The organism is Glutamicibacter nicotianae, from assembly GCF_002797775.1.
Classification (GTDB): Bacteria; Actinomycetota; Actinomycetes; order Actinomycetales; family Micrococcaceae; genus Glutamicibacter; species Glutamicibacter nicotianae.
Genome location: NZ_PGEY01000001.1, coordinates 1405715 through 1421641, shown reverse-complemented (window position 1 = coordinate 1421641; position 15927 = coordinate 1405715). Strand labels below are relative to the sequence as shown.

General features: G+C 62.8%; 14 protein-coding genes and 1 pseudogene. 11 read left to right on the top strand and 4 right to left on the bottom strand.

The window, feature by feature from the left end; genetic code table 11:
* Positions 1 to 14 precede the first annotated feature (14 nt).
* The 3 genes from ATK23_RS06520 to ATK23_RS06510 form a co-directional block, all read right to left on the bottom strand.
* On the bottom strand, positions 15 to 200 hold the full coding sequence (locus ATK23_RS06520; protein WP_157066326.1) for a hypothetical protein: 186 nt from the start codon (positions 198 to 200) through the stop codon (positions 15 to 17).
* 72 nt (positions 201 to 272) lie between these two features.
* A complete protein-coding gene (locus ATK23_RS06515) occupies positions 273 to 728 on the bottom strand; it encodes an NUDIX domain-containing protein (protein ID WP_066138780.1) in 456 nt (151 codons plus the stop codon).
* On the bottom strand, positions 728 to 3262 hold the full coding sequence (locus tag ATK23_RS06510) for a DEAD/DEAH box helicase (protein WP_066138777.1): 2535 nt from the start codon (positions 3260 to 3262) through the stop codon (positions 728 to 730). The genes ATK23_RS06515 and ATK23_RS06510 overlap by 1 nt, the downstream gene beginning before the upstream one ends.
* 77 nt (positions 3263 to 3339) lie before the next feature.
* On the opposite strand from ATK23_RS06510, the gene ATK23_RS06505 reads away from it, so the two are divergent.
* Positions 3340 to 4131 carry a methyltransferase domain-containing protein gene (locus ATK23_RS06505; protein WP_066138775.1) on the top strand — a complete coding sequence of 264 codons (792 nt, stop codon included), beginning with the start codon at positions 3340 to 3342 and terminating at the stop codon, positions 4129 to 4131.
* A 72-nt stretch (positions 4132 to 4203) separates the two neighbouring features.
* Positions 4204 to 4668, top strand: a pseudogene (locus tag ATK23_RS06500) (GNAT family N-acetyltransferase); the annotation flags it as partial.
* A 38-nt stretch (positions 4669 to 4706) separates the two neighbouring features.
* On the opposite strand, the gene ATK23_RS06495 reads toward ATK23_RS06500, so the two are convergent.
* Complete coding sequence (locus ATK23_RS06495) at positions 4707 to 5366, bottom strand: MBL fold metallo-hydrolase (RefSeq protein WP_066138769.1); 660 nt, start codon at positions 5364 to 5366, stop codon at positions 4707 to 4709.
* 79 nt (positions 5367 to 5445) lie between these two features.
* Between ATK23_RS06495 and ATK23_RS06490 the strand changes: the two genes are divergently transcribed.
* The 9 genes from ATK23_RS06490 (at position 5446) to ATK23_RS06450 (ending at position 15882) form a co-directional block, all read left to right on the top strand.
* Positions 5446 to 5823 carry a GntR family transcriptional regulator gene (locus tag ATK23_RS06490; protein WP_038990756.1) on the top strand — a complete coding sequence of 126 codons (378 nt, stop codon included), beginning with the start codon at positions 5446 to 5448 and terminating at the stop codon, positions 5821 to 5823.
* A 145-nt stretch (positions 5824 to 5968) separates the two neighbouring features.
* A complete protein-coding gene (uvrA, locus tag ATK23_RS06485; protein ID WP_066138766.1) occupies positions 5969 to 8839 on the top strand; it encodes an excinuclease ABC subunit UvrA in 2871 nt (956 codons plus the stop codon).
* Positions 8840 to 8925: 86 nt separating this feature from the next.
* The gene (locus tag ATK23_RS06480; protein WP_245858315.1) at positions 8926 to 9630 is read left to right on the top strand and encodes an HAD hydrolase-like protein; all 705 of its coding nucleotides are present in this window, start codon (positions 8926 to 8928) and stop codon (positions 9628 to 9630) included.
* Positions 9631 to 10302, top strand: coding sequence for a lysophospholipid acyltransferase family protein (locus ATK23_RS06475; RefSeq protein ID WP_038990762.1), 672 nt, complete (start codon positions 9631 to 9633; stop codon positions 10300 to 10302).
* A gap of 3 nt (positions 10303 to 10305) precedes the next feature.
* Complete coding sequence (uvrC, locus tag ATK23_RS06470) at positions 10306 to 12249, top strand: excinuclease ABC subunit UvrC (protein ID WP_066138759.1); 1944 nt, start codon at positions 10306 to 10308, stop codon at positions 12247 to 12249.
* A 9-nt stretch (positions 12250 to 12258) separates the two neighbouring features.
* Positions 12259 to 13152, top strand: coding sequence for an RNase adapter RapZ (gene rapZ, locus ATK23_RS06465; protein ID WP_038990765.1), 894 nt, complete (start codon positions 12259 to 12261; stop codon positions 13150 to 13152).
* 5 nt (positions 13153 to 13157) lie between these two features.
* Positions 13158 to 14183, top strand: a complete 1026-nt coding sequence (locus ATK23_RS06460; protein WP_066138755.1) for a gluconeogenesis factor YvcK family protein — start codon at positions 13158 to 13160, stop codon at positions 14181 to 14183.
* Positions 14184 to 14210: 27 nt separating this feature from the next.
* Positions 14211 to 15191, top strand: a complete 981-nt coding sequence (whiA, locus tag ATK23_RS06455) for a DNA-binding protein WhiA (RefSeq protein ID WP_038990767.1) — start codon at positions 14211 to 14213, stop codon at positions 15189 to 15191.
* A gap of 61 nt (positions 15192 to 15252) precedes the next feature.
* On the top strand, positions 15253 to 15882 hold the full coding sequence (locus tag ATK23_RS06450) for a superoxide dismutase (protein WP_038990769.1): 630 nt from the start codon (positions 15253 to 15255) through the stop codon (positions 15880 to 15882).
* The last annotated feature ends 45 nt before the right edge of the window (positions 15883 to 15927 follow it).

Genomic DNA, 15927 nt, shown 5'->3' with positions numbered 1-15927 from the left:
GCTAAGACCTGTTGCTAGCCGGGCATCTCGGCGTTCTCCCCGCGGTAGATCAGGGCAAGGCCGAGGAATATCAGGCCGAATTGGAGAACGGTCGCGACCCATGCGCCGGAAGCAAAGAGTTCCGACCATCCGCTGAGCAGCCCTATCAGGACCAGCAGCAATATGCCTGCTCCAAGCAGGCGCAGCTTGAATCCATTCATGGCCACACCCTACGACAATGCCCGCAACATTGCTACCGGTTTCCGGCAGGATGTTGCGGGCATTGTGTGCGACTAGTCCAGACGTTGGGGCTGGGGCGTTTCCGTGCCGAATCCCATGGAAAGGATCGGCGGCAGGTCGGAATCCAGCCTGGAAAGTACCAGATCTTCCTGTTCAACGAGGTTATCCGGAAGGGCATCCAGCGGGAACCAACGCAGCTGCGCGGCTCGCTCCGGCTCCATAAGTCTCGGTACACCATCCCACTGGCTGGTGCGGAAGAAGAAATCCACGTAGCTGCCAGCTTGCTGGTTACGATGCACCGTGCACAACGGCTGAAGCTGTGCCGGATCGATGTGGATTCCCAGCTCTTCGCCGGCTTCACGCACGGCGGCGGCATGGGCAGCTTCGCCGGGCTCAACATGCCCGGCGGCCGCAGTGCTCCAGTACCCGTCCATGTAGCCGGTTCCTTGGCGCAGCTGCAGCAAAACCTCATCGCGGTGTTGCAAGATGACGTAGCTGATCGCCCGCATCAGTTGTCCAGACGGCCCACGGAGGTCACCTGGACCACCGGTTCGCCTACCTCGTCCGAGTCATCCAGCGAGATGGTGGCGGTGATGCCCCAGTCGTGGTGCTCAGATGGGTCAGCGAAGATCTGGCGCACCTCCCAGGTGCGGTTAGGCAGTTCCTTGACGATGAACAGCTTGGAGCTGCGCCCGGCGGGGCCGTCGTCGATGTCGTCGTGCTCATCGAAGTAGCCATCCATCGCATCGGCCCAGGCATCCGCGTCGAATCCGTTGTGCTCATCGAGTTCGCCCAGCGCCTTGTCTTGCTCGTCAGCGAAGAGCTTCACGCGGCGGAACATCTCGTTGCGGACCATCACGCGGAAGGCCCGGACATTGCTGGTCAGCTTTTCCGGTGCCGGAGGCGGTGCGGTTTCGGTTTCCTCGTGCAGCTCGCCGCGGGAGAGCTCTTCCCACTCGTCGAGCAGCGAGGAGTCGATCTGGCGGATCATCTCGCCCAGCCACTCGATCAGGTCTTCGAGATCCTCGCGCAGAGCATCCTGCGGGACGGTCTGGCGCAGGGCCTTGTACGCGTCGGTGAGGTAGCGCAGCAGCACGCCCTCCGAGCGGGCCAGCTGGTAGTACTGGACGAAATCGGAGAAGCCCATGGCGCGTTCGTACATGTCGCGGACGATCGACTTGGGTGCCAGCTCGAAATCGGCCAGCCACGGCGCGCCGGAGCGGTACTGCTCGAACGCGTTCTCCAGCTTCTCGGCCAGCGGCATCGGGTAGGTGACCTCATCCAGCGCGTTCATGCGGTCGTTGTAGTCCATTCCTTCGGCCTTCATCGCGGCAATGGCCTCGCCGCGGGCCTTCTTCTCCTGGCCGGAGAGCACCTGGCGCGGCTTTTCCAAGGTCGCCTCGATCACCGAAACGACATCCAGCGCGTAGCTGGCGGAATCCGGGTCCAGCAGGTCCAGGGCGGCTAGCGCGAAGGGCGAGAGCGGCTGGTTCAGCGCGAAGTTCTGCTGCAGGTGCACGGTCAGCTCATACCAGTTCCCGTATTCGTCGGGCTGCTCCCGGCGCACCACCACCTCGGTGGCGATCAGTTCTCGCAGGATGCCGATGGCGCGCTTCTTGAGCTTGCGCTGCGCGGCCGGGGTCTCGTGGTTTTCGCTGAGCAGGCGCACAGCGGCCTCGAACGCGTTGTCTTCGCGTTCGAGCAAGTTCAGCAGCATCGAGTGCGAGACCTGGAAGGAGGACTTCAGCGTTTCGGGGGCGGCCTCGACGATCTTCTCGAAAGTCTTCTCGCCCCAGGTCACGAAGTTCTGCGGCGGCTTCTTCTTCGGGATCTGCTTGAGCTTGGACGAGCCCTCGCCATGCTTCTTCAGGGCCTTTTCCATGGCCTTGTGGTTCTCGATCGCATGCTCCGGGGCCTGCACCAGCACGGTGCCTGCAGTATCGAACCCGGCGCGTCCGGCGCGGCCGGCAATCTGGTGGAATTCGCGGGCATTGACGATGCGGGTGCGGGTGCCGTCGAATTTGGACAGGGCGGTGATCACCACGGTGCGGATCGGCACGTTGATGCCCACGCCCAGGGTATCGGTGCCGCAGATGACCTTGAGCAGGCCTGCCTGGGCCAGTTGTTCGACCAGACGGCGGTACTTGGGCAGCATGCCGGCGTGGTGGATGCCAATGCCGTGGCGGACCAGGCGGTTCAGCGTCTTGCCGAATCCTGCGGCGAAGCGGAAGCCGCCGATCATCTCGGAGATCTTTTCCTTCTCCTCGCGCGTGGCCACATTCACGCTCATCAGCCCGGTCGCGCGGTCGATGGCATCGAGCTGGGAAAAGTGCACGATGTAGATCGGGACCTGCTTGGTCTTGATCAGTTCCTCCACGGCTTCCTGCACCGGGTCCATGGAGTAGTAGAAGTGCAATGGGATCGGACGCTCGGTGTGCGCGACCGTGACCGTGGTCTTGCCGGTGCGTTCTTCGAGTTCCTTCTCGAAACGGGTGACGTCGCCCAGGGTTGCGCTCATCAGCAGGAACTGCGCCTGCGGCAGCTCGATCAGCGGAACCTGCCAGGCCCAGCCACGCTGCGGATCGGCGTAGAAGTGGAATTCGTCCATGATCACGCAGCCCACGTCGGCCTTGGAGCCTTCGCGCAGGGCGATGTTGGCCAGGATCTCGGCGGTGCAGCAGATGATCGGGGCGTCGGCGTTCACCGAGGAGTCGCCGGTGACCATGCCGACGTTCTCCGCGCCGAAGATCTTGCACAAGTCGAAGAACTTCTCGGAGACCAGGGCCTTGATCGGCGCAGTGTAGAAGCTGATCTGGTCTCGGGCCATGGCATAGAAGTGCGCAGCGATGGCAACCATGGACTTCCCCGACCCGGTGGGGGTGGCCAGGATGACATTGTTGCCGCCGGCCAGCGCCATCGACGCTTCGTCCTGTGCGGGGTAGAGGCTGATGCCGCGCGTCGCCACCCACTGGCCGAAAGCCTCGTAGATTTCGTCGTCGGATACGTTCTTGGTGTCTGCTGGCAGATAATCGGTGAGCAACATGATGTACCTAGCCTATCGGTTGAGAACTACGACTGGGGGCTGTATGTTGCCTGCGCCTCGGGTTTAGGCTCAGGAACATGAAATGGGATCCGACGAAATACACTGAATTCTCCGACTACCGCGGCCGCCCATACAAGGATTTGCTGGGACAGCTGGCAGGGGTCGAGGCGTCGAAGATCATCGATCTGGGCTGCGGCCCGGGAAATATGACCCGGCTGCTGGCCCGGCGCTGGCCGCAGGCGCAGGTCACCGGCCTGGATTCCTCGCCCGAGATGATCGCGCGGGCTTCGCAAAGCGAGCACGAGGAGAATCTGGGCTTCGCACTGGCCGACGCCACGCAGTGGATCCCTGACGCCGATACGGACCTGCTGTTCTCCAACGCCATGCTGCAGTGGCTTCCTGGGCATCGCGAGTTGCTGGCAGGATGGCTGGTCAACCTAAGGCCCGGTGCGAACGTGGCTATCCAGGTCCCGGGCAATTTCGGTTCACCTTCGCATGCGGTAATGCGCGCAGTGGCCGACAGCCCGAAGTGGTCCGGAAAGCTGGCAGGGGTGCTGCGCCACGACGACGTGGTCGGCGAGCCGGATGAATACCAGCGGATCTTCCTGGACGCGGGGTTCCAGGCTAATGTCTGGGAGACCACGTACCACCAGCTGCTCGCAGGCGAGGACCCGATCCTGAACTGGGTTCGCGGTACCGCGTTGCTGCCCGTTCGGCACGCGCTGGGACAGGAAGACTACCTGGAGTTCGAGAACGACTACCGTGCCGAAGTCTCCGTGCACTACCCGTCGTTCGCTTCGCAGGATGGAACCATCTTGACGAACTTCCCGTTCCGCCGGATCTTCATGGTCGGCCACAAGCTCGGCTGACACCGCTCATCCGGGACGCTGCGGGGCTGCAGGCTCTGGCGTCCGCGGAGCCAAACGCAGCATACTTTCTGTATGCACGCGTACGATGCCTTGCTTGCGGGACCGGAGCACAGCCTGAACCTGGCCCGCTTGCAAGCGGACTTCAATCGGGAATTCTATTCGCGATGCCCACCGGTTGCGGTGGTTGCACGGCGCTTGGAGGCCATGCTGGCAGGAGACCAGTGTTTCGCCATCGTCGCGGGGAACGGACACGGCTAGGTCGGGCATGCGCTGGTCACGCTGCGACCCACAATCTATTTCGACGGGCCGCTGGCCGTGCTCGACGAACTCTACGTCCAACCCGCATTGCGTGGCCGGGGCATCGGCTCGGCCCTCATCGACCGCCTGCTGCAGGAACTGGCGCTGCGCGGAAGCCTGGAACTGCATATCAACGTGGACGAGGACGACACCGCAACTCGGCGCTTCTACGAACGCCACGGGTTCGCCAACAACTTTCCGGGAAGCGACTGGCGGATGCTGTTGTACTACCAGGAGCTGCCGCCGACTAGATATCCGGCGGCAGCTGCTGCAGGCTCCTACCAGCCGCGCTCCAGCCACTCGGGCAGCGAGGGGCGTTCGGCGCCCAGCGTGGTGCCATCACCATGGCCCGGAAGGATCACCGTCTCATCCGGGAACCGGTCGAAGATGCGGGAGGTGACATCGGCATAGAGCGACGCGAAACGCTCTGGATCCTTCCATGTGTTCCCTATGCCTCCGGGGAAAAGACTGTCCCCAGTGAGGATGATGTGCTGTCCGGAAGAATCCGCGAGCGCGAATGCAATGGAGCCAGGGGTGTGGCCACGCAGGTGGATTGCTTCGAGCGTGACCTCGCCCAACTGGATTTGATCGCCATGGGAGAGCGGGTGCGCTACCTGCACTCCGGATTCCTCCAGGATGCCGGCGACATCATCGGCCCCCGCATAGGTTGGGACCGGGTAGGCGGCCACTGCGTCGGACAGGGCGCGCACGTGGTCCCAGTGCTGATGGGTCGTGGCGATCGTGGTGACCTGCACTTCGCCCTTCGGCGTGTCGGCCGCAGCCGCTGCCAGCAAGTCCTGGATGGCCTGGAAGTCATCCGCGGCGTCGATCAATATTTGCTGTCCGCTGGCCTTGTCGGTCACGACGTAAACGTTGTTGGACATGTCCGAAACCGAAATCCAGCGAACACTGAAGTCATCTAGCTGTAGTTCATTCATTCCTCCAGACTACGGTGAAACCGGTCCGTCACACGATAGGCTCGAGAGACATGAAGCACACGACGAAACGGAACATCGCATGACTGAGTTGCCTTTCCTGCGCGTGGACACGGAGTCTACGGTGGCCCCGTACCAGCAAGTCCGCGAGCAAATCCTGACGGCAGTGGCCGAGGGCAAGCTTGCTCCGGGCACCAAGCTTCCCTCGGTGCGCGCGCTCGCCGGCACCCTCGGTTTGGCGGTCAATACCGTGGCCAAGGTGTACAAGGAGCTCGAACTCCAGGGTGCGGTCGTCACCCGCGGACGCCACGGCACGGTCATCCAGGCCGCCGAGGACCGGGCCGAGCAGGAAGTCAGCGATGCCGCCGCAGACCTGGCGCGGATCGCGCAGCAATGGTCCGTGGACGAGGAAACCGCGGTGAAGTACCTCAGGGCAGCTTTCAGCTCGCTGCCCCAATAACGCGACGGCGTCGACCAGTTCGGGCGGCGTGCGCGACACCGGGCAGCCGCGCTCGCCGAGCGCAGGAACAGCAGTACGGAAAATTAACTGTGAGTTGCATCCATTCGCACATGTATTCGAAGCAGTTTTCGATTAGTATTGCGTCGTGGCTATTACTGCAGAGAGCAAGAGAACAGATCTGACTCGCCTGGTCGTCAAGGGGGCCCGCGAGCACAACCTGAAGAACGTGGACATTGATCTGCCGCGTGACGCGATGATCGTCTTCACCGGCCTGTCCGGTTCGGGCAAGTCCTCCTTGGCCTTCGACACCATCTTCGCCGAAGGCCAGCGCCGCTACGTCGAATCGCTCTCAGCCTACGCCCGCATGTTCCTCGGCCAGGTGGACAAGCCGGATGTGGATTTCATCGAGGGCCTGTCGCCAGCGGTGTCCATCGACCAGAAGTCGACCAGCCGCAACCCGCGCTCCACCGTGGGCACGATTACCGAAGTGTACGACTACATGCGCCTGCTCTGGGCGCGTGTGGGCCGTCCGCATTGCCCGATCTGCCACGAACCGATCTCCAAGCAGACTCCGCAGCAGATCGTCGACCAGCTGATGGAGCTTCCGGAGAAGACCCGTTTCCAGATCCTCGCACCGGTCGTGCGCTCGCGCAAGGGCGAATTCGTCGACCTGTTCGCCGAGCTTTCCTCCAAGGGCTTCGCCCGTGCCCGGGTGGACGGTGAAACCATCCAGCTGAACGATCCGCCAAAGCTGGCCAAGCAGGTCAAGCACACCATCGAGGTGGTGGTGGACCGCCTGGCCATCAAGGAAGACGCCCGCCAGCGCCTGACCGACTCCATCGAAACCGCCCTGGGCATTGCCGAAGGCCGCGTGCTGGCCGACTTCGTCGACCTGGACGCGGATGACCCGAAGCGCATGCGCGCGTTCTCGGAGAACTTGGCCTGCCCCAATGAGCACCCGCTGGCCATCGACGAGATCGAACCTCGCACCTTCTCCTTCAATAACCCGTTCGGTGCCTGCTCGGCCTGCTCCGGCATCGGAACCAAGCTGGAAGTCGACGAGCACCTGATCGTACCGGACACCGAGGTCACCCTGGCCGAGGGCGCGATCGCCCCATGGTCGCTGGGCAAGGCCACCACCGAATACTGGAACCGGCTGATCGAGGGCCTGGGCAATGAGCTCGGCTTCACCATGGACACCCGCTGGCAGGACCTGCCGGCCGCCGCCCGCGAAGCGATCCTCAACGGCAAGGACCACAAGGTGGTCGTGCAGTACAAGAACCGCTTCGGCCGCGAACGCAAGTACTCCACCGGCTTCGAGGGCGTCATCTCCTATGTGCACCGCAAGCACCAGGAGACCGAATCCGACCACGCCCGCGACCGCTACGAGCAGTACATGCGCCAGATCCCGTGCCCTACCTGCGGCGGCGCGCGCCTGAACCCGGCATCGCTCTCGGTCTTGGTGGGCGGACGTTCCATTGCCGAGGTCTCCGCCATGGACCTGCGCAGCGCCGCGGAATTCCTCTCGTCGATCGAGCTCAGCGAACGCGAGGCGCAAATCGCCGCGCAGGTGCTCAAGGAAATCGACGCACGCATGAAGTTCCTGCTGGACGTCGGGCTGGAATACCTGACCCTGGAACGCGCCGCCGGCACCCTATCAGGCGGCGAGGCGCAGCGCATCCGCCTGGCCACCCAGATCGGCTCCGGCCTGGTGGGCGTGCTCTACGTGCTCGACGAGCCGTCCATCGGCCTGCACCAGCGCGACAACCGCCGGCTGATCGACACCCTGCTGCACCTGCGCTCGCTGGGCAACACCCTGATCGTGGTGGAGCATGACGAGGACACCATCGCCGAAGCCGACTGGATCGTGGATATCGGCCCGGGCGCCGGCGAGCACGGCGGCGAAGTGGTGCATTCCGGTTCCCTGGAAGACCTGAAGCAGAACACGAAGTCGCTGACCGGCGACTACCTTTCGGGCCGCAAGCAGATCGACATCCCAGCCAAGCGCCGCAAGGTCGACAAGGACCGCAAGCTCAAGGTGGTCGGAGCCAGCGAGAACAACCTGCAGAACATCTCGGTCGAATTCCCCCTGGGCGTGCTGACCGCGGTGACCGGCGTGTCCGGATCGGGCAAGTCCACCCTGGTCAACGACATCCTCTACAAGGTGCTGGCCAATAAGCTCAATGGTGCCAAGCAGGTGCCGGGGCGGCACACCCGCGTACAGGGCCTGGAGCACCTGGACAAGGTGGTCCACGTGGACCAGTCGCCGATCGGCCGCACCCCGCGATCGAATCCTGCCACCTACACGGGCGTTTTCGACCACATCCGCAAGCTGTTCGCGGAGACCAATGAGGCGAAGCTGCGCGGATACCAGCCGGGCCGCTTCTCCTTCAACGTCAAGGGCGGGCGCTGCGAGTCCTGCTCGGGCGATGGCACGCTGAAGATCGAGATGAACTTCCTGCCCGACGTGTACGTGCCGTGCGAGGTTTGCCATGGCGCCCGCTACAACCGCGAGACCCTGCAGGTGCTGTACAAGGGCAAGAACATTGCCGACGTGCTGGAAATGCCGATTGCCGAAGGCGCCGAATTCTTCAGCGCGTTCACCCCGATCGCCCGCCACCTGCGCACGCTCGTAGACGTGGGCCTGGGCTATGTGCGCCTCGGGCAGCCGGCCACCACGCTCTCGGGCGGCGAAGCCCAGCGCGTGAAGCTCGCTGCCGAGCTGCAAAAGCGGTCCAATGGCCGCTCGATCTACGTCCTGGATGAGCCGACCACCGGCCTGCACTTCGAAGATATCCGCAAGCTGCTCAAGGTGCTGCAGGGGCTGGTCGACAAGGGCAATACCGTGCTGACCATCGAGCACAACCTGGATGTGATCAAGTCGGCGGACTGGGTGATCGACTTGGGTCCGGAAGGCGGTTCGGGCGGTGGCACGATTTTGGCCACTGGCACCCCGGAGAAGGTGGCCAAGGTGGCCGATTCGCACACCGGAAAGTTCCTCGCCGAGATCCTGTAATGCCTCGCGGAGAATGTTCGACATATGCAATTTCAGTTATGGATTGCTAACCCGCGTCCGCTTCATGGGAAGATGGCTAGGTGAATATGTCGGTAACAAGTGTGCTCTTTGATCTGGATGGGACCCTCGTGGACCCTGCCGGTGCCATAACTTCGGGTATCCGTCACGCGGTGACCTCCCATGGTTTGGCCGATCCGGGCGAAGCCCGGGTCGAGGCGCTGGTGGGCCCGCCCCTGCAAATCGGCTTGCGTACGCTCGACGGGGTGACCGACGAGAACATCGGCTCCATCATTGCCGCCTACCGCGCCCGGTATGCGGATACGGGCATGGCCGAATCGGTGATCTACCCGGGCATCGTGGCGCTCCTGGACGCGTTGCGATCGGCCGGGATCCACGTCGCGGTGACCACTGCCAAGCCGATCAACATCGCGCGCCAGCTCATCGCCCGAAAAGGGCTGGATGCGCATCTCGACGCGATTCACGGCAATGCGGACGAACACGGGAGCATGGGTTCGAGCAAGACGCACATCGTCGCCGAGGCTTTGGAAAACGGCCAGCTGGACCCGGAGCGCAGCGTCGTGGTGGGGGACCGGCACTACGATTGGGATGCCGCCCGCGAGAATTCGGTGGCATCCATCGGTGTCGCCTGGGGCTTTGCCCAGGGCGATGAACTGCAGCAGGCGGACGCCATAGCCGTGACCGCCCGGGATCTGGCCGTGCTGCTGCTCGGCGCGGAACGGGCAAACACCATTAACTTCGACGAAGACTTCATGCAGGAAGGTGCAAAGTAGATGAGCATCTACACCATGACCCGTTCGTCGATTCGGGGCATCATCCACGGCGTCTGCCGTGCGGAAGTGACCGGGCTGGAGAACGTCCCGAAGGAAGGTGGCTTCATTGTCGCCTCCAACCACCTGTCTTTTTTCGACTCCCTGATCATCCAGGCGCTGACCCCGCGCGACGTGGCGTTTTTCGCGAAGGCTGAATACTTCACCACTCCTGGCCTGAAGGGCAAGATGATGAAGACCTTCTTCGAATCCGTGGGATCCATCCCGGTGCAGCGTGGCGAGCAGGCGGCCTCCGTTGCGGCGCTCGACTCGCTGGTGGAAATCATCGAGGGCGGCTCCGGCATCGGAATCTACCCGGAAGGCACCCGTTCGCGCGACGGCAAGCTTTACCGGGGACGCACCGGCGTGGGCTGGCTGGCGCTGACCACCGGTGTGCCAGTGGTCCCGGTCGGGCTGATCGGCACGGAGAAGCTGCAGCCTGCTGGCTCCAAGGGCTTCAAGCCCGCCAAATTCCAGATCCACTATGGCGAGCCGCTGTACTTCGACCAGCTGGGACGCAAGCACCCGTTGCCGCAGCGCCGCCAGGCCACAGACCGGATCGTGGATGCGATCGCCGAACTGTCCGGCCAGGAACGCGTCGATTCCTACAACCAGCTGCCGCCGGACGCGAAATAGGCCATGGCTGATCCGGCAAGCTACCGTCCGAAGACCTCGGACATACCCACGAAACCGGGCGTGTACCGTTTCCGCGACGAACACGGCCGGGTCATCTACGTCGGCAAAGCCAAGGTCCTGCGCAACCGCTTGACCTCCTACTTCGCCAACCCAGATCGGCTCACGCCCAAAACCCGGGCGATGGTCTTCACTGCCGGGTCCGTGGAATGGACTGTGGTGGGGTCCGAGCTGGAAGCGCTGCAGCTGGAGTATTCCTGGATCAAGGAATACAACCCCCGGTTCAATATCGTTTTCCGCGACGACAAGACCTACCCGTACTTGGCAGTCACGCTCAATGAGAAGTACCCGCGCGCCCTGGTGATGCGCGGTGACAAACGCAAGGGCGTGAAGTATTTCGGCCCGTTCTATCCGGCGAAGGCCATCCGCGAAACCCTCGATACGCTGCTGCGGGTCTTTCCCGTGCGCAGCTGCGCACCCGGCGTGTTCAAGCGTGCCGAAGCCTCGGGCCGTCCGTGCCTCTTGGGCTACATCGACAAGTGCTCAGCCCCCTGCGTCGGACGGATCAGCGAGGAAGACCATCGCCAACTGGCCGATGACCTCTGCACCTTCATGGGCGGCGAGGCGACCAAGTTCACCAAGGCGCTGACCGTGAAGATGCAGGAAGCCGTCGCGGAGCTCGAATACGAGAAGGCCGCCCGCTATCGCGATGACATCGCTGCCTTGAACCGGGTCTTCGAACGCAACGCAGTGGTCCTTGACGACCGGACCGAAGCCGATATCTTCGGCATCCATGGCGATGAGCTGGAGGCCGCCGTGCAGGTCTTCCATGTCCGCGACGGCCGCATCCGCTCGCAGCGCGGCTGGGTCGTTGAAAAGGTCGCAGATACCACCGACGCAGAATTCGTCGAGCAGCTGCTCACCCAGATTTACGCCGATCACGCAGACCGGATTCCCAAGGAAATCCTGGTTCCGGCACTGCCCGAAGACATCGAGGATGTCACCACCTGGCTTACCGAGCTGCGCGGATCCAAGGTCTCCCTGCGCGTCGCCCAGCGCGGCGACAAGGCGGCTTTGGCAGCCACCGTTGTGGAGAACGCGGAACAAGCGCTGCGTCTGCACAAATCGAAGCGCGCAGGCGATATCACCACGCGATCGCTGGCCATGCAGGAACTGCAGGATGCCCTGGGAGCAGAGCAGGCGCTGCTGCGCATCGAATGCTATGATGCGTCGCATACCCAGGGAACCAACGTGGTCGCTTCCATGGTGGTCTTCGAGGACGGTCTTCCGAAGAAGAGCGAGTACCGCAAGTTCTCCATCACCGGCGAGGCCGCACGCGACGATACCGCCAGCATGTACGACGTGATCTACCGCCGCTTCAGCCGCTACCTGAAGGAGAAGGTCGACCCGACGAGTTTCGCCACCGGGGAAGTGGATGAAGCCACCGGCGAGCAGGAAAAGAAGAAATTCTCCTACCCGCCTTCCCTGGTGATCGTCGATGGCGGCCCGCCGCAGGTGGCCGCCGCGCAAAAGGCCATGGACGATCTGGGAATCGATGATATTCCCGTCGTCGGTCTGGCCAAGCGCCTGGAGGAACTGTGGCTGCCGGATGATCCGTTCCCGGTGATCCTGCCGCGAGCTTCCGCCTCGCTGTATCTGGTCCAGCGGCTTCGTGACGAGGCCCACCGTTTCGCGATCACCTTCCATCGGGCCAAGCGGGCCAAATCGATGATCGCTTCCGATCTGGATGCGATCCCGGGCCTGGGCAAGGCCAAGCAGGCCGCCCTGCGCAAGCACTTCGGATCGATGAAGAAGATCCGGGCCGCAAGCGTCGCCGAACTGATGGAAGTGCCCGGCGTCGGTGAAAAACTTGCTACTTCCATCAAAGAGTCCCTAGAAGACGCTTCATTAACCGGTGTGAATATGACTACCGGCGAAATTGTCGACTAGCCTTGTGATATGACCGCTGAGTATGAAGCTGTAAAACCCCCTGAGTCCGAACTCGTGATCGTGACAGGCATGTCAGGTGCCGGTCGCACCACCGTCGCGCATGCTCTGGAAGACCAGGGCTGGTACGTGGTGGAGAACCTTCCACCGGCCATGCTCGGACCCCTGACCGAGATGATGAGCCGCTCGCAGGGTTCTATCCCGAAGATGGCTGTCGTGATGGACGTGCGCTCCAAGGAAATGTTCCCGGAGATCCGCGACGCGTTGGCGAACCTGACGGCCAGCGGAGTGAAATTCCGGCTGGTCTACCTGGACGCCAGCGACGAGGTGCTGATTCGCCGCTTCGAGCAGGGACGCCGGCCGCACCCGCTGCAGGACGACGGCCGCATCGTCGACGGCATCAAGCGCGAACGCGGAATCACCGACCAATTGCGCGAAGCCGCCGAAATCATCCTGGACTCCACGACCATGTCGGTGCACGACCTGGCGCGTGCAGTCAATGAGCTGTTCAGCGAATCCGGGCCGATCATCCTGCGCATCAACGTCATGAGCTTCGGCTTCAAGTACGGCTTGCCGGCAGACGCCAACTACGTGGCAGACGTCCGCTTCATTCCCAACCCCCACTGGGTTCCTGAACTGCGCCCGCAGACGGGCAAGGACAAGGAAGTCTCGGACTATGTCCTCAGCCAAGAAGGCACCAGCGAGTTCATCACGAACTACCTGAAGGCGCTTGAACCAGTCTTCGAGGGCTACCGCCGCGAGAATAAGCATTACGCGACCATCGCCGTGGGCTGCACCGGCGGCAAGCACCGCTCGGTGGCAACCACCATCGAGCTGGGCCGGCGGCTAGCACAGTTCCCGAACGTACGGGTGAACATCAGCCACCGAGATCTGGGGCGTGAGTAGGAGCAATGGCCTTTGCCACAGGTCCGATCCCGATCCAGGGACTGACGCGAAGCGATGATTACCGCAACCCATCGGTGGTTGCCTTGGGCGGGGGACATGGCTTGTCCTCCTCGCTTTCTGCCCTGCGTCGCCTGACTACCGACCTCACCGCCATCGTTACGGTGGCCGATGACGGCGGCAGCTCCGGGCGCCTTCGGGGCTCGTTCGATGTGCTGCCCCCGGGCGACTTGCGCATGGCCTTGGCTGCGCTGTGTGATGACAACGACTGGGGTCGGACCTGGCGCGATGTCATGCAGTACCGCTTCGAATCGACCGAAAACATCGAAGAGCCCTTGAACGGCCATGCCGTTGGCAACCTGCTGATCCTTGCCCTCTGGGAGTTGCTCGACAACCCGGTAGCTGGGCTGCGCTGGGCCGGAGCGCTGCTCGGTGCCCGCGGCCAGGTCCTGCCGATGAGCACCGTTCCGCTGTCCATCCATGGCGAGGTACTCGAATCGGACCCGGTGAACGACACCTTGGTGCGCCGCCGCATCGATGGGCAGGCCAAGCTGGCCCGCGCCGGATCTGGCGGTCTGGTCACCAATGTCTATCTGGAGCCATCCGATGCGCCGGCCTGCTCCGAAGCGCTGGAATCCATCGATCTGGCGGACTGGGTGATTCTTGGTCCCGGATCCTGGTACACCTCGGTGCTGCCGCATCTGCTGCTGCCAGATATGCGCCAGGCGCTGACATCGACAACAGCCAAGAAGCTGCTGACCATGAATCTGGCCTTCGACACCGCCGAGACCGCCGGGATGGATGCCGCCGCGCACTTGGAGGTGCTGGTCCGCTACGCACCCGAGATCAAGTTCGATGCGATTATTGCCGACGAATCCAAGATTCGTAACAAAGAGCGATTTGAGCTGGCAGCGCAAAAACTCGGCGCGCGGGTCTTTTTTAGTACAGTAGGAGTATCTGACGGTCGTGCCGTGCACGACCCGTTGCGACTAGCGGCGGCCTATCATGAGGTGTTTACCGCGATCGGATCTTAGGAAGATCCAAGTAAGGGAGTTTGATTCATGGCATTGACGGCTTCCGTCAAAGACGAGCTGTCGCGGGTAGAGATTCGCAAGCCGTCGGTTCGCAAGGCCGAGGTTTCGACCATGCTGCGCTTCAGCGGCGGACTGCATATTGTCTCCGGGCGAATTGTCATCGAAGCAGAAGTGGATCTGGCAGCGACCGCCCGGCGGTTGAAGATCGCTATTGGCGAGCTGTACGGGCACGATGCCGAGATCGTAATGGTTTCCGGTTCTGGCATCCGCAAGGGGAGCCGCTACATCGTGCGCGTGTCCAAGGATGGAGAAGTGCTGGCCCGCCAGACTGGCCTGCTTGATCAGCGCGGCCGGCCGGTACGCGGCCTGCCCTCGGTCATCGTCAACGGTTCCACCGCCGACGCCGAAGCGGTATGGCGAGGCGCATTCCTGTCCCATGGTTCGCTGACCGAACCAGGACGCAGTTCCGCATTGGAAATTACCTGCCCTGGACCGGAAGCAGCATTGGCCCTGGTCGGTGCGGCTCGCCGCCTGGGTCTAACGGTCAAGGCCCGCGAGGTGCGCGGCGTTGACCGTGTAGTGATCCGTGATGGCGATGCCATCGCCCAGCTGCTCACCCGCATGGGCGCCCACGATGCGCTGATGGTTTGGGAAGAACGCCGCATGCGCAAGGAAGTGCGCGCCACCGCCAACCGCTTGGCGAACTTCGACGACGCCAACCTGCGGCGCAGTGCCCAGGCGGCGGTCGCTGCCGGGGCGCGCGTCGAGCGTGCGTTGGGAATCTTGGGCGACGAGGTTCCAGAGCACCTGCGCTATGCGGGGCTGCTGCGCCTGGAGCACAAGCAAGCCTCCTTGGATGAGCTCGGCCGGATGGCCGAACCGCCAATGACCAAGGACGCCATCGCTGGCCGAATTCGCCGCCTCTTGGCTATGGCGGATAAAAAGGCGAGCGATCTGGGAATACCCGGTACGGAGTCCAGCGTTCCAGGAGAAGAACTGGAACACTAAAAATGTCCCCGCGGGAGCCCTCCCGTGGAGATTCAACCAATTGAGAAGATTGAGGAGAATCATGGCTGTTTATTCACTGCCAGAACTGCAGTACGACTACGCTGCACTGGAGCCGAACATCTCGGCTCGCATCATGGAACTGCACCACTCCAAGCACCACGCAACCTACGTTGCAGGCGCAAACTCGGCACTGGAGCAGTTGGCTGAAGCTCGCGAAAAGGGCGAATTCGGCAACATCCCGAAGCTGTCCAAGGACTTGGCTTTCCACCTGGGCGGCCACACCAACCACTCGATCTTCTGGAACAACCTGTCCCCAGAAGGCGGCGACAAGCCTGAGGGCGAGCTGGCAGCTGCCATTGATGACTTCTTCGGTTCGTTCGACGCATTCCGCGGCCACTTCACTGCTGCTGCCATGAGCCTGCAGGGCTCGGGCTGGGCAGTCCTGGCCTACGACGCACTAGGCGGCCAGCTGGTCATCGAGCAGCTGTACGATCAGCAGGGCAACATCCCAGTGGCAACCACCCCGCTGCTGATGCTGGACATGTGGGAGCACGCATTCTACCTGGACTACGTCAACGTCAAGGCAGACTACGTCAAGGCCTTCTGGAACATCGTGAACTGGGCAGATGTCCAGGCGCGTTTCGAAGCCGCACGCAACGGTGCAGCATCGCTGATCGTACCGGGCAAGTAATACTTATCTGGTAAGTTAGCTCACATTCTCCGCTGATATAGCGTA